This is a genomic window from Bartonella sp. AA23NXGY, from assembly GCF_042197165.1.
Lineage (GTDB): Bacteria > Pseudomonadota > Alphaproteobacteria > Rhizobiales > Rhizobiaceae > Bartonella.
This window is the reverse complement of record NZ_JBHIRO010000023.1, coordinates 1-13,278: the sequence shown is the minus strand read 5'-3', so window position 1 is coordinate 13,278 and position 13,278 is coordinate 1. Positions and strand designations below refer to the sequence as shown.

The 13,278-nt window shown below is 38.7% G+C and carries 15 protein-coding genes and 2 pseudogenes; all 17 read left to right on the top strand.

The genetic code is table 11. The features are described from left to right. Window positions 1-114 precede the first annotated feature (114 nt). Window positions 115-1,125, top strand: coding sequence for a radical SAM protein (locus ACFINY_RS08645; protein ID WP_375612537.1), 1,011 nt, complete (start codon window positions 115-117; stop codon window positions 1,123-1,125). Continuing rightward, window positions 1,118-2,902, top strand: a complete 1,785-nt coding sequence (locus ACFINY_RS08640; RefSeq protein WP_375612536.1) for an MFS transporter — start codon at window positions 1,118-1,120, stop codon at window positions 2,900-2,902. The genes ACFINY_RS08645 and ACFINY_RS08640 overlap by 8 nt, the downstream gene beginning before the upstream one ends. Window positions 2,903-3,473: 571 nt before the next feature. Next, window positions 3,474-4,466, top strand: a complete 993-nt coding sequence (locus tag ACFINY_RS08635; RefSeq protein ID WP_375612535.1) for a hypothetical protein — start codon at window positions 3,474-3,476, stop codon at window positions 4,464-4,466. A gap of 72 nt (window positions 4,467-4,538) precedes the next feature. After that, window positions 4,539-4,859, top strand: coding sequence for a beta-ketoacyl synthase N-terminal-like domain-containing protein (locus ACFINY_RS08630; protein WP_375701006.1), 321 nt, complete (start codon window positions 4,539-4,541; stop codon window positions 4,857-4,859). After that, a pseudogene (locus tag ACFINY_RS08625) lies at window positions 4,856-4,996 on the top strand (beta-ACP synthase); the annotation flags it as partial. The gene ACFINY_RS08630 and the pseudogene ACFINY_RS08625, both read left to right, overlap by 4 nt. Window positions 4,997-5,035: 39 nt before the next feature. Then, on the top strand, window positions 5,036-5,200 hold the full coding sequence (locus tag ACFINY_RS08620) for a hypothetical protein (protein WP_375701007.1): 165 nt from the start codon (window positions 5,036-5,038) through the stop codon (window positions 5,198-5,200). Between the two features lie 10 nt (window positions 5,201-5,210). Further along, window positions 5,211-6,146: an AMP-binding protein gene (locus tag ACFINY_RS08615; RefSeq protein ID WP_375701005.1), complete on the top strand. Its 936-nt coding sequence runs from the start codon at window positions 5,211-5,213 to the stop codon at window positions 6,144-6,146. Next, window positions 6,124-6,621: a hypothetical protein gene (locus tag ACFINY_RS08610; protein WP_375612533.1), complete on the top strand. Its 498-nt coding sequence runs from the start codon at window positions 6,124-6,126 to the stop codon at window positions 6,619-6,621. The genes ACFINY_RS08615 and ACFINY_RS08610 overlap by 23 nt, the downstream gene beginning before the upstream one ends. Beyond that, complete coding sequence (locus tag ACFINY_RS08605; RefSeq protein ID WP_375650426.1) at window positions 6,609-6,980, top strand: hypothetical protein; 372 nt, start codon at window positions 6,609-6,611, stop codon at window positions 6,978-6,980. Before ACFINY_RS08610 ends, ACFINY_RS08605 begins: the two co-directional genes overlap by 13 nt. A gap of 453 nt (window positions 6,981-7,433) precedes the next feature. Beyond that, window positions 7,434-7,913 carry a class I SAM-dependent methyltransferase gene (locus ACFINY_RS08600; RefSeq protein WP_375612531.1) on the top strand — a complete coding sequence of 160 codons (480 nt, stop codon included), beginning with the start codon at window positions 7,434-7,436 and terminating at the stop codon, window positions 7,911-7,913. A gap of 215 nt (window positions 7,914-8,128) precedes the next feature. Beyond that, window positions 8,129-8,386, top strand: a complete 258-nt coding sequence (locus ACFINY_RS08595; RefSeq protein ID WP_375701004.1) for a hypothetical protein — start codon at window positions 8,129-8,131, stop codon at window positions 8,384-8,386. Between the two features lie 61 nt (window positions 8,387-8,447). Further along, window positions 8,448-9,251, top strand: a complete 804-nt coding sequence (locus ACFINY_RS08590; protein WP_375701003.1) for a hypothetical protein — start codon at window positions 8,448-8,450, stop codon at window positions 9,249-9,251. Between the two features lie 94 nt (window positions 9,252-9,345). After that, window positions 9,346-10,419 (top strand): citrate/2-methylcitrate synthase, encoded by a 1,074-nt coding sequence (locus ACFINY_RS08585; RefSeq protein ID WP_375650422.1) that lies wholly within the window; start codon window positions 9,346-9,348, stop codon window positions 10,417-10,419. Continuing rightward, complete coding sequence (locus ACFINY_RS08580; protein WP_375650417.1) at window positions 10,410-11,207, top strand: beta-hydroxyacyl-ACP dehydratase; 798 nt, start codon at window positions 10,410-10,412, stop codon at window positions 11,205-11,207. Before ACFINY_RS08585 ends, ACFINY_RS08580 begins: the two co-directional genes overlap by 10 nt. After that, window positions 11,195-11,752, top strand: coding sequence for a hypothetical protein (locus ACFINY_RS08575; RefSeq protein WP_375650414.1), 558 nt, complete (start codon window positions 11,195-11,197; stop codon window positions 11,750-11,752). Before ACFINY_RS08580 ends, ACFINY_RS08575 begins: the two co-directional genes overlap by 13 nt. 1 nt (window position 11,753) lies before the next feature. Further along, window positions 11,754-12,257: a DUF6622 family protein gene (locus tag ACFINY_RS08570; RefSeq protein WP_074380593.1), complete on the top strand. Its 504-nt coding sequence runs from the start codon at window positions 11,754-11,756 to the stop codon at window positions 12,255-12,257. Window positions 12,258-13,137: 880 nt separating this feature from the next. Continuing rightward, window positions 13,138-13,278 (top strand): annotated as a pseudogene (locus ACFINY_RS08565) (phage tail protein); the annotation flags it as partial.

The window sequence follows — 13,278 nt, the reverse complement described above, 5'->3', positions numbered from 1 at the left end:
GAAATTACATCTTTATCCCACGCCGGATAAAGCCTATCAGATTCAACTCATTCTCTCTCCATTGCGTTTATCAGAGAACTAGAAAAGAATGGTTTTCTTTTAAAGAAGGAAAACTTGATTAGTGCGTCAGATTCGATTTTTGATCTTAAAAAATTATGGGCACCTGTGACACCTATTATACATATTATCCAGAATTGCAATAGCCCTTGTATCATGTGCGATTGCTGGAAGATTAAGGAAAAAAATTGGCATACTCCAGAAAGTTTAATACCCTTATTTAGAATGTTGAAAGAAAAAGGAGCTGCCTCAGTGATGCTTTCTGGGGGAGAACCTTTAATGCATCCGAGGCTTAAAGATATTTTATTAACGTTGAATGAACTAGGTCTGCCTGTTGAATTAAATACCAATGGCATCTTATTGCATAAAAATTTATGGATTTCACAGTATGACATAAAAGAAATTGTTATTTCTATGGATTCGACTAGTGTCCAAGGATATTATGATATACGGGGGGCGAATAAATTTGATCGCGTGTGGGAAAACATTGAAACAGTTAAGAATCTTCAACCTCTGCAAAGTATAGGAATAAGAGCGACAGTTACTAAAGAGATTCTAGAAAATATTATTAATTTTATCGATTTTTGTATAAGCAAAGATGTCGATTATATCGGATTTAACCCGCTCGATACGTCGTCATTTTGTTTTTCTAGAAACAATAATACAAAGGATCGATCTAAGGCTTTAAGCAACAAAATTCTTCCGCCAAACGCCTCACTTTTTCATTTGAGAGATGAATTATCAAGGAAAGAATCCCCCCTCCAGATTTATATAGATAAAAAGTTCCAAGAAAGGAAAATCTCATGGACGTCACAAAATTTTGTAAATTGTATTAATTATTACTTAGGCGAAAATTCTGCGTACGTTTCGTCGCCGTTAATGTGTTTATTTCCATTTTCATCCTTGGTATTGGACTATAATGGAGATTTAAAAAATTGCTTTTATTCAGAAGCTTTTGGGAATCTACAAAATTATGAGGCAATAGATTGGTCTGCTCAAAGCGTTTTAAAATCTTTGAAAGAATCTGGCGCATGTAGCGGATGTCGTGGGAAGGTATTTTGTGGATAAGGTTAAGCAATTTAAGATTTATAGCGTTAGCAAGTCTACTGCTCTAGTGGTTGCTGTTTTACCACTTTTTTTGTCGGAAAAATTGCATTTGTCGCAAGCGGATATTGTTTTAATCGGTAGTTATTTTTTATTGCTTCCTTTGATCTTAGAAGTCCCCTTGGGTTTATTATCAGATGTTTATGGAAGTAAGCGCGTTATTTATACTGGGCTGTTTTTCTTTCTTTGCGGTTTTTTAGCTCTTTTTATGAATTATGCATATTTTGCTTACGCCACTTATTTGTTGTGTATCACATTAGCGGCCGCTTGTTTCTCAGGTGCGGAAGATAGTTTACTCTTTTCTGTAGTACCAAAGCATCGCACACTGTTTTCCGTTAAGTCCGAAGTGGCTGCTGTTACCTATAGTGTGACAACGGTACTTATTTTTTTAGGGGGAATACTTTATTATGTGCATCCTGCATTGCCTGTAATTTTTCAAATCCTTTCATTAATTTTTGCTATTTTTATGTTTTCAAAACTGACGAAGGGATTAGATAGTTTTCATATCAACGCTCATCCGAGTATTTTCACAGTTATGTGCGCCAGCCGTAAAGAAGTCAAAAACCCTTATCGCTTCACTCTTGTTTTTTTAAGTGCAGTTTCAGCTTTTGCTATTTTGGTTAATAATCGAACTGTTTCTATCGCATTTTCTGATTTTTTGCCATTTCAACCTGCTATTTTGGTTTCGATTATTTTTATCATTGGGAATTTTTTTTCAGCAAGTTCCAATATATTGTTTCAGAAGTATTTTTCAAAGTTTCAAAATCCTATTTTTCCCGTCTTAATGATTGGTTGTATGGTAACCATTGCTTTTTTTCTCATGTCATTTCAAATCATTGCGGCTCTTATATTAGGATTTTTACTGCTATGTGTTTTTAAATCTGCTTATCGATCTTATCTGTCGTCTCTTCTTATAAATTCACTGATTGATCCCAAAGCTATCGCGACTGTTTTATCATTTACAGCCATTATTACAGCTGTTGTATCCTTTGCATTCAGTTTTTTATACGGTCATGTTTTTTCAACATTCTGGCAAGCTAATTTGTGGTTGGCAGTGATTATGGCTGTGATTTTTGGGGTGTCTGCTTTAATTATTTTTGTCAGAAAACAAGAAATCATTTGGTTACAGCCTGAAAATGCACAATCGTCAAAACAACATTTCTTGAAACGCAAGCATCAAGAGTTTTGCTATGGGCAAATTTATCCGGAAGCATCGTGCATTAATGAAAACATCAAGGATGGCTCTTTTCGACAAAGTCTCTATCCTGCACCAAATTTGATAACACTTTGCGATGAAATAGTCGAATGGGAGTTTATCCGGGGTACTGTATTGAGCCAAATGGATTTGCTACATCAAAAGGCGATTATTGATCAAATCAATAAGATCTTTCAAGATCGATTAAGCAAGAATATAATCTTATCACATGGAGATTTACATCCTGATAATATCATTGTTACTTCTGATAGTTCTTTTATGGTAGTGGATTGGGATTTATGTCAAGAAGCCAGTCCGGAATTGGATATCTTAACATTTTTCACCAGTCCAAGATTATCTCTCAATTTAGAAGAACGGATAGACTATATTTCTCATTTGCTGTCTATATCAAAGGATGAAGCTTTACCAATGATAAAAGCGTTTGTGGCTAAAAAAATTTCTGATCTTTCTCTATACCAAAATATTTTCATGAAACAATTAGTATTGGATTATATGAACTTGAATAAGAAATTTCATGGGCGATAATATTGTAATTTGTAATGAAAATTGCAGTGCGGGCTGCAATCATTGTCCGTATTCGATGGAATATATGGTGAGAGATGACGTGTTGCCTGAATCTTTATATACAATAAATGACATAAAATCTGATTTTATTATTCTTTCTGGTGGAGAGCCTTTTGAGCTCGATTATGATTTACTTCATAAATATACTTGTATGTGTCTCATTTGCAAAAAATATTTTCGGATTGCAACAGGGGGCACATCTATATTCAACCATATTTGAAGCTATTAAAGAGTAATCCGTTCTTTTTAGGGATACAAATAGGCACAGATGTTATTTCAGAGATAAGAAATCTAGACAGTAAAAAATATAAACAAACGTGGGTGCGTAACATAGAATGTATGAAAAAAGATAGCGTACCATATAGTGTGACGATTACTTTATCGGAGAGATTCGATTTGGCAGAAGTGTTAGCTCTAATACGTATCGCTACTCCCGAGTTCATTTTAGTTAATTTTGAAAATAGAAAAAAGTATGAGAATAGATTTCAGTTAAATATGATACGGGATTTTTTTTCTGGCTGTGAGATAAAATATGGATATACGCATCAGAGTTTACACCAATAAATATAAACTATCGGATTCTTTTCACAGTTCTTCTGGTGTGTTAGTTGAAAAAACAGAACTGATAATTTTATTTACTGCTCAGGATAAAGTTATTTCGCCCTTTGCTATGGAGTTGCCATTGTCACCTAGTCACGGAGAAATGCCGGACGATTTTATAAAATCTGTAAATGAACGATCAATAAATAAAAGTAAACACTTTGCAAATTCTTTAAGCTATTTCTTTGGGTTGGAAGATTTTTTTAAAAAAGTTGAAATGGCTAAAATTATTAATTCTGGATTAAAGAAATCTATTAAAACGATAGGAATAGGTGCAATTATTGATGATGAGATACGTAATTACGATTTGATAAAATTGAAATCATCGAATCAGTATTTGGATGATACAATTGCAATTGTTAATGAAAACAAAAATGTAAAATTTATTATTGATTTCAATGCAAGTATTAATTTTGAGCAGTGGAATTATTTTATTGATAGGATAGATAAGAATAATTTGTTTGGAATAGAACAGCCTGTGAAATTTCCTTCAAAAATTCCAGATTTGGGTTTCTTAAATATCGCTGATGAGACATTCGTGAAATGTGGTTATGAAAAAATTCACGAATATGGCTATAATGATTTTGTCTATAAGCCATTTGCAAGTAATATTAAAGAATTATATAAGTGTTTTGAGAATAAAAATAACTACGTTGGTATGGTTGGAAGTAATGTTTCAGGCCCTTTAGATTGTAGTTTTTGTAACATCATAAATCATTATATGCCTACCAAATTAGCAGGAAATCGTGCAAGTAATTTTGAAGCGCATCCGTTAAATAATAAAACTGAGGATTTAATGAGAATTCGAGAAAAAAAGATATCTCTCTCTGATGAATTGTTTATTTATCTTGATAAATTTTGCCAAAAGGTATCGGATTTGTATTTTGATATGAATCAATTAAAAGAAATTGCTACAAATATATAGTATTTCCCACTCTGAAGCAGCTATGTTTCGTGAATAGATATAGGACATACCGATGGAAGAACGATATGGTGCTTGTCTCATGATCTTGCGCGATTAGAAGAAATGGGAGTGATATCGACTGATCAAAACTACAGTGGACCACGGCGTTCGCGGCCTTTTGACCGGCATCGCAGCGGATTTGTTTTAGCGGAGGGCGCAGGTCTGTTCGTTATTGAAAAATTATCTAACGTACTGGCGCGGCAGCGTGAGCCGTTGGCCTATTTATTGGGTTACGGCGGTGCACTTTGCGCACAGCATATTGTAGCGCCGCATAAAGATGATCTCGAAATGCAACTGTCGATGGAACGAGCCATCGAACATGCGGTATTGACCGTACCGCTATTGATTTTGTGAATACACATGGGACATCGACAGTACAAAATGATCAGCACTAAGCCAGCGCAATCAGAACGGTTTTTGGCGCGTACAACCCAGCGATTGTGGCAACAAAATCTTGGCACGGGCATCTGATTGCTGCTGCCTGTGCGATGGAAATTTTGTGTGTACTGGTTTCTTTTCGGAACAATGTTTTGCCTAAAATTTTGAATTGTGATGAAATCGATCCTCAATTGCCTGCTAGCATTGCGCTTGTGAGGGAGCATCAGTACCGACCGCTTAAATATGCATTGAAAAACTCATTTGGTATGGGTGGTAGCGCAAGCAGCTTGGTTTTAGGGAATCCACAATATCTGTAAGGGACACCTCATGCTAACAATATATTCCTTATTAGAAAGAAACTGGCAAGTGATTTATCATCACAGTCATTATTCGGCAGAGGATGTCAGCATGATGACAAAAGGGTGTGCAGATACCGTAGTTAGATATTTTCGTGATCACCCGCAAGAAGAGCAAAATAAGCTGTTTGTTTTTGTGATTAGAAATAATTTCGAAGGTCTAATCAGCTATTTTGTTGCGTCTATGCTAAAATTGAAAGCTTGGATCGTCAGTATTCATGATTTAGACATTGTTGATATGCTGGTTGATGCCAATTGCATTGCGGCTGTTGTAATGAGCCATGAAGTTAGGAATATTAGTATCATCAGTCACCGGATTAATATCGCGTTTGATCACTGTTTTTCAACTGTGAACGAAAATCTGGCTGATTTTACAGTATATCCGTGCGCGCATTTCTATTTTTGTACCTCCGGAACAACCAGTAAGCCGAAGTTGATTCAATATCATGAAAATATTCTGATTGAGAATGCCATCGCGGTGAGCCAATCTCTTGGACTAAGTAATGAAGATTGCTCATTGTGTTATTTCCCGGTGCAGTATATGTATGGTCTCTCTACTATGCTATGTGCCTTCTTATCGGATAGCAAACTGGTATTTGAAAAATTTCAAATAAGTAATATTGTTGAACTCGTTTCGCACTATAGCATTACCAACTTGCCTTTAATCGGTGACTGGATGCTGGAAGTAAGCGACATTTTTACCAAAAGCCGAATCCATGTGCAAAATATCTTGAATGCATCCGATCGTTTGCTTACCGTACAAGCATCGGGCATCCTCTCATCATGCACGACGTTATGGAATAACTTCGGTCAGACCGAATCCGGACCGCGCTTGTTTCATAATAAGATCTGCTCGCTACGCGATATTGAAAGAACCAGTAAATATGGGCGTTGTGGCACCGGGTAAGGTTCTGGTGAGTGATATAAAAATTGATTTGCGCCCCATTGATCGGGCGGATGCTTCTGATTCAGTGCGCCGTATGTTTTATAAAACGCCTTTCGCGTGTGATGGTTATGTTGATAGTTCCTTGCAATTAAAGCCGCGTGATGAATGGTTTGATTCCGGCGACCTGTTTGTTAAAGATGAATCCGAATGCTATTACTGGATAGCCAGAGCCGTTAATGAATTTAAACACAATGGTAAGTTTATCCCAGTTCAACTGATCTCAAATGACATTATTAAGTATGCCGGATGTTTAAGGCATTACTTTTCAAAAGCACAGAACGGCGATCTTTATCTCAACCTTGATATGTCGGCAAATAGTGAGCAGGTTAAAGTCGTTACTAAACTATTGACTGATAAATGGTATCAGTATGCATTTAAAGTAAATATCAGAAAAATTGCCACGACAAATACAGGGAAAATAAAATGTACCATGTAGATAAAGCTCATGGTATGAGCAGAGTGTATGTTAATCGCCGTGCAAACAATTATCTGTGCATTGTGAGCCATTCTTTTTATACCTATTTTTTAGCTATTGATAGGCTTCATCGTTATTTGCCTGTATCGACGAGACGTACATCGAGAATGATATTGCATCGTGAAATGGCGAAGGTACTTTTTATCGATATATTTAAACGGATTTTGCCAGATGTAAAGATGTCACACAGTTCTGTGAGCCATGGACGGAGTAAAAGTATTATGTTGCTTAATAATGATCCGCGGATTCAGTCTGTCGGGGTTGATATCGAATTTATTGAGAAAAAAACTACCGAGGCCATTTATGCTAGATTACTGTGAAAAATGCGCGGACTTTCCAGCAGGGCAGGTGCTGGATAATCGACTATGCACCACAATATTTAGCTGCATGGAGAGCTTGTATAAGGCATTATGCGCCATCTCGGCGTGTACTTTTGATATAAATGATTACTTTTTAGTTGAACATGACAGGACGCGATGTGTTTTTCGGTACGTTGTGAATACATTTGTGTTTAAAGGGATGACGTTTATTTGTAACTGCTATTATCTTTGTCAATCTGTGATAACCGTTGTTTTGCTGGATGCATGTTTGCAATCAATTATTTTAGATGACCTCTTATATGAGGACGTAACCGTTTCTATACCCAGTTAGTTTTTAACGAGTTTACGGCAATGCCATAACTAGCTTCATTTAGAGGAATATGTGATGAATGATTTACTGGTGAATATCACCCCTGAGCACTATGAAAGGTATGCTATTGAAGGTACATCACCGTGGAATGCGTATTTGATGGAAAGAATTCTGGAAGAAGCATCTGGTGTTACTTCTGCGAAGAAAAAATTCTCGATATTGGCATGGGAACTGGCCACATGCTTTTCAAGCTTTACCGCTCCCAAAAACTCACAGACTATTTCTTTTACGGGGTTGATATCGATCCCCGTATGGTTCAATTTTGTGTTAAAAAATGTACCGAGTTAAAATACCAGCATGCATTCAACATCATTGAAGCCAGTGTCAGCAATTTACCGTTTCCCGATAACTCCTTTTCAATGATTTATGTCCGTTCCGTAATTCATCACTGGGCTGAACCTAAAAAAGGATTACAGGAGTTGTGCTGTGTTTTAGATCGCGGCGGTCGTATTATCATCCACGACCCCTTGGCTGATTCAGAAGAAACAGCACTGGTATTTTTAACCAATCACGTCGTGAATGCGGTGTGGCAGCTATGTCCACAGAAGAAAAATTTACATTAGCCGGTATCACCGATCTTTTATACGGCTGCGATCTTAGTGAGATGAGCTGGACAGTGACACGTGGAGAAGGTCTAGCAGCTCTGGGTTGTGCAATTTTCATTAAAAAGGTCTGAGTTATCATGGATTATTTCTGTGCTGAAATGTATGCAAAAATGCAACCACGTATAACGGCAATAACTGGCTGCCATGCACTCGATTACATTGCTTTCCCCGATTTGGTTAGGATAAGTACACGCGTTTATTCGATCACTGGTGATAGTGGTTCTTTGACTCAAGTGGACTCTGCGGGTGAACACTTACCGATGCTGATTAGTGCTACAAGTGGCATCACTGGGGCGATGAAAATGGCCAACGTTCGTTTAAAATTCTGTAAGGAAGGGATCAGCTCATCAGAGCGCAATTTAATTCGTAACCTGCGCGGCGCGGCAGGTTTTTTCCCTAGGGGATGTTGTTGGCAACCTGTTTACGATTAATCTGTTTTCATCTTTACACTACTTGGCGTGTGAAATTTTAAAAAATTGCCGTGCACATGTTGTGCCGGTTGGCGATATTGCTCTGCTGCTGAAGAGTCATTTCGAGTTTCTGGCTGAAATACGACTCTCGGTACTGTTTGGTGTGCCCAGCACCATCGTTCAGTTCGTTGAAGCTATGCTCAGCCTTGGGGTTCCACTGGCAATTAAAAAAGTGGTCTTTACTGGTGAATCGATGCTGAGCGTGCATGAAAACTATCTGCGCAAGATGCTGGGCGCCGATCTGCGGATAATTGGTTTATATGGTTTGTCGGAGTGCGGTTTCATTGGTATGTCCGCCGAAGGGCGGCTTAATCGGTACCTACTCTTCAGCGATGATTTCTTCTTTGAATATGAAGATAAGAGAGGACTGCTAGTGACATCGCTGGATCCCGATGTCTCGCGCAAACTTATCAGATATTCCGTGGGCGATATGGGCACATTATCCGTTGAAAATGGTGACCTCTATTTTGAAGGTATTAAACGCAATGCTGTTGATTTTAATTTCATGGGAAATTTGATTAGCCATGAAAAAATATTCAAAATTATTAATCGAAGGTTGCCCGATGTGATTGTTCAAATTGTATTGTCTTTATCCGCGGATAGACAAGAGATTATGGATATTAAAATCTGCTGCGAAGTATTTCACAACCTTGATTTGTCCGAACTAACTGAGGAAATCTATCATTTGCCGGATATTTATGAAGCCTATATGAAAAAGCGCGGGCGTATTAATCTCACCCTCGTCGAATATAGCGATTTGCTTTTCTCATCCAGAGGGAAATGCCTGCTAGTTTATGACGCAAGGGAGTCCTGTCATGCAACTTGATAATTTGTGTAATGAAATTGTATCAGGGAATTCGCATACGATAAATGTCAACATCAGGTTTTATAGCGTGTCACCGGAGCAGCAGGAGTAAATCATGTCAGATGATGTTATTGATAATTATGATTTAGATAATAACGTATTGTTTATTCGTGGATGTAATTTGATTGATATTGCCGATGAAAACCGTTATTTGCAGAACGCATGGTTTGCACTGACCGGCAACCTTCTTAATGAAGAACAGATGGATCGGCTGATTCAGAATGCTAGCGCCGAACTGCAAAAGACGAACCCTACAGCCAAACTGCAGGCGATGCATCAACTGATCAATGCATTGCCATCTTTGAGTTTAACGCAGCGATTTATGATGTTATTATCGCAAGTTGAGGTTTCGGCGGCTCAGGGTAAGGTCATGGCTCCCGTAAGCGACGGTAGTTGTCTTAAAATTATCTTGCTGATGCCGTGGATTATTGCATTGGCGCGCTCTTCCCAACAGTTTTCCGATTTTCCGGCGATCGAAAATTGCAATACCTTTGAGCGTGCTTTTTGGTTAGCATTAACTAGCAAGGAAGCTTCTTCCGACTGGGATATTGATATGCTTTGCCGGTGCATGTCTCTACTGCTGGGCGGGTTTGGTATTGTGACACCTACAACCACCACGATAAGATTTATTGCCAGTACCAAGAGCGACGTCATTTCTGCACTAATCGGTGGGTTTTGTGCCACTGGCCCCGCGCATATGGGAGCCTGCAAATATGCTATCATACGACTTTCTAGTGTCCTCCATGAGATTGAAGCCGGGAATCTTGAGGCGGCGGTAACGCATTATTGCAAAGACAAACCCTGGCCAGGGTTTGGTCACCCGATTATGCAACGGGATGTCCGGGTTGATTACTTTTTTTCACGCTTTCAGGTGCCTATGCGTCCCTTCAGTTCGCTTGCGCGATCTATTTCAGACAATACAGGACTGCAACCCAATGTCGATTTTCTAATTGCAAGCATCATGAGCAAACATCGGGCTTCTCCTGAGCTGGGATTGTTGGCTTTTTTCGTTTGTCGTATGCCGATACTTCTCGCGCACTATCAAGCGCGGTTTAGTGCTCATTCCTTCGGTTTATCATCAAAGGATTTAAGAAAAAAATATAAAAAGGTCCCCAAATTATGGCTATAAAACATCACACCAAGCCAAATTTCTTGGGTATATGTCAGAGTATCACTTTAACCGCACCGATGCGTGCTTGCGGGCAAATCGATATTTCTCACTGGGAGTTAGCCCATAACTATTTAAAACAGGGCTTGTTACTCGAAGCCTTGCATCAGTTTTCAGTTCGATTCGCCACCATGGTGGCTAAAAACTCGGATCTCACTTATCGCTATCTCCCTGTTATGGTTGAACAGTTTTTCTCTACCACCCATTTTGATAGCGATCGGTTATGCGTTGAAGGACATATTGAACGCATTAATGAGGCCTACCGTATTCACTGTAAGGCTAGCACATATGACAATGGAAAGGCCGTTATTGCGCAGGCAATCATCATGGTCAGTAAGGTCTGCTTCCTTGGCTCGTGTTCTCAGAAAGTCGCTCTTCCATTACTAGGCGATTTATGTAAAATTTCCTCCGTAACCGGAGATTCTTGTACTTTTTCCTTTAATGCGCATCACCCGCTTTTTGAGGAACATTTCCCTTCCCGCGCCATATGTCCTGGTTCACTATTGATTGAGATGGTTCTGGCTTTAGCCACGCAGGGTAGGACGAAAAATATCGCATCTGTTGCGCTGAAAAAAGTAAAGTTCATTGAAGCAGTTTATCCGGGAGATACCTATCAGTTGACCATTAAACAGGATACAGAGTGTGAACCGGGTGGCGTTTTTTATATTCATACGGAAACTAAAAAACGAAGCACTTGCGGTAAGTTTTCTATCAAATATAAAAAGGAGGATGCGCCATGTTTAACATAATAATCTCTTTTATTCCGTGGAGTATTTACTCCTGGGTTATCAATGGAAACTTTTTAACTCTGGTCGAACGCTCTCTCATCTTAACTGTGATTTTATTGTTCATTATTGCTGTGAATATTAAAATTGTCCGGCAGGGAGAACCCGTGATGATTACTAACATTCTGACATTTATTGTCCTGTTTGTTAATTATTTCGCTGGATGGTCTACACTTTTACTGAACTACCCCACAGTTTTTTGCTATCTGTCACTTGCTCTGGTTTCATTGATTAGCTTGCTGGTAAAGAAACCCTTTACTATTTTTTATGCCAGTGCTGGTGTTTCTGAAGAAAAACGCAAACATATCCTATTTTATCTCATCAATAAATATATTACATGTATTTGGGTAATCATCTTTTTTGCCAATGGTCTTCTAGTGGCTTTTTTTACATGGACCCCCCAGATTTGGTTAATCACTATGGGTTTAATTTGTACTGGTATTCTTTTTTCTAAATATCTTCCTAACATCATGCAATATTTTTATCGCATCAAACATCATGGAGCATAATATGTCATTGTTTAACATTCTGACCGGAACCCCTTTATGGGCTTGGATTTTGCTTATTTTTCTCATTGCGAGGGGAATAATCGCATTGAAAGATAGGGAAACGAAGGTTTACCGCCTTTTTCTCTTGCCGTTAGTCTTTCTTTTTTTGGGCGCAAGCGATGTGATTAACCAGCTGGCTTTCCCACGCTGGGGAGCAATCGCAATGTTGGCAGGGCTGATGATCGGCTTTGGCGTTGGCTGGTTGCTCTGGCGTGCTACTGCGCGTTTAAAAATCAAAGAGGGAACGGATTTCATTATTCTGCCTGGTACGCCGTTGACGCTGACATTTATTCTTATCGCTTTTGTCATCAAATTCACATTGATTGTTTTTCTCAAGGTTGTACCTGATTTGAAATATGCATTTGATTTTAACCTTCTTTTTGGTCTTTTAAGTGGGTTTACTGGTGGTGTGTTGTGGGGCGGCACATTAAATTTATATATAGCATTTCGAAAGAATCCAAATTAATCCCTATACCATTAGCTGTGGGTACTTCCCATTAGAACTATCTCAATAGAAGCTTATTCCTAACAACAACGCTGCATACAAATGCAGCGTTGCCTCGTAGTTTCAGATTTTTTTATCCCAGCGCGTGAATAGGAGAGGGAAGTGATATATCTGACTATACCCCCTTGGGGGAAGAGCGAGCCTAAAGGTTTAGAATGCTATGAGTTTGAGCTAGCTGGACTTTGAGCAGATGGTTTATCGCTCATGGGAAATCATTTTGTTTTACGATTCAAAAAGAGGATAGTGATGGTCTCATTGGCGTAGGTGGGCAAGAAAACTGTTAGCTTGGCAATGCCGTCAACAATTTATAGAACTATGTTGTGGAACCCCTACGCAAAGCCGTTGCTATGATGGCATGATGCTTTTGTCAAGCATTATGATATGGGGAGGAACCGGTGTTTAAGGGTGCAGCTGCGGTCACTATACGATCCAGTAGCATTACGTTTTTACGTTTGAGTATTTAGGAGCGGTAGACTCTGTACAGGCTATGCGTGCAATATGTGAAGCACGCTTGTGGGAAGCAGTGTGCCATTATTGCGTTGTGCATGCAACCCTCTAGCTAGTACTTCATTGGTAAGGTTGTTTTTTGAAGCTGATTAATTATCTGGGTGTTTTTTAAGAGAACGTTAGCACTGATGTATCGCGTGCCGTACCAAGAAATCTTCCAAAAAAAAATTATTAAAAATACTAAAAATATATGTGCAAGATGAACAAATGCTTGCTGAGGATATTGTATCAACGACTGTAGCTGCTTAAGGGCACATAATCTTGGGGGGCATAATGTTGTATAAAAAATCATGAAGTCCAAAAAACTCGTAAAGGTGCATTGCACTTCTCCTTTACGTTGACGACGCTTTCTCCAATAGCAAAATATAAAAACGATATCATTATCCGCTTTAAGGCGTGTGGTATAAATATTGGTACGACAACAATAAACATGAATAATATAGGAGCAAAGCCACTCTATAAAGCCACCAGCACG

Coding starts and splice junctions, on each gene's coding strand:
- ACFINY_RS08635 (WP_375612535.1), top strand. CDS start 3,474: ATGGATATACGCATCAGAGTTTACACCAATAAATATAAACTATCGGAT.
- ACFINY_RS08615 (WP_375701005.1), top strand. CDS start 5,211: ATGCTAACAATATATTCCTTATTAGAAAGAAACTGGCAAGTGATTTAT.
- ACFINY_RS08610 (WP_375612533.1), top strand. CDS start 6,124: ATGGGCGTTGTGGCACCGGGTAAGGTTCTGGTGAGTGATATAAAAATT.
- ACFINY_RS08605 (WP_375650426.1), top strand. CDS start 6,609: ATGTACCATGTAGATAAAGCTCATGGTATGAGCAGAGTGTATGTTAAT.
- ACFINY_RS08585 (WP_375650422.1), top strand. CDS start 9,346: ATGTCAGATGATGTTATTGATAATTATGATTTAGATAATAACGTATTG.
- ACFINY_RS08580 (WP_375650417.1), top strand. CDS start 10,410: ATGGCTATAAAACATCACACCAAGCCAAATTTCTTGGGTATATGTCAG.
- ACFINY_RS08575 (WP_375650414.1), top strand. CDS start 11,195: ATGTTTAACATAATAATCTCTTTTATTCCGTGGAGTATTTACTCCTGG.
- ACFINY_RS08570 (WP_074380593.1), top strand. CDS start 11,754: ATGTCATTGTTTAACATTCTGACCGGAACCCCTTTATGGGCTTGGATT.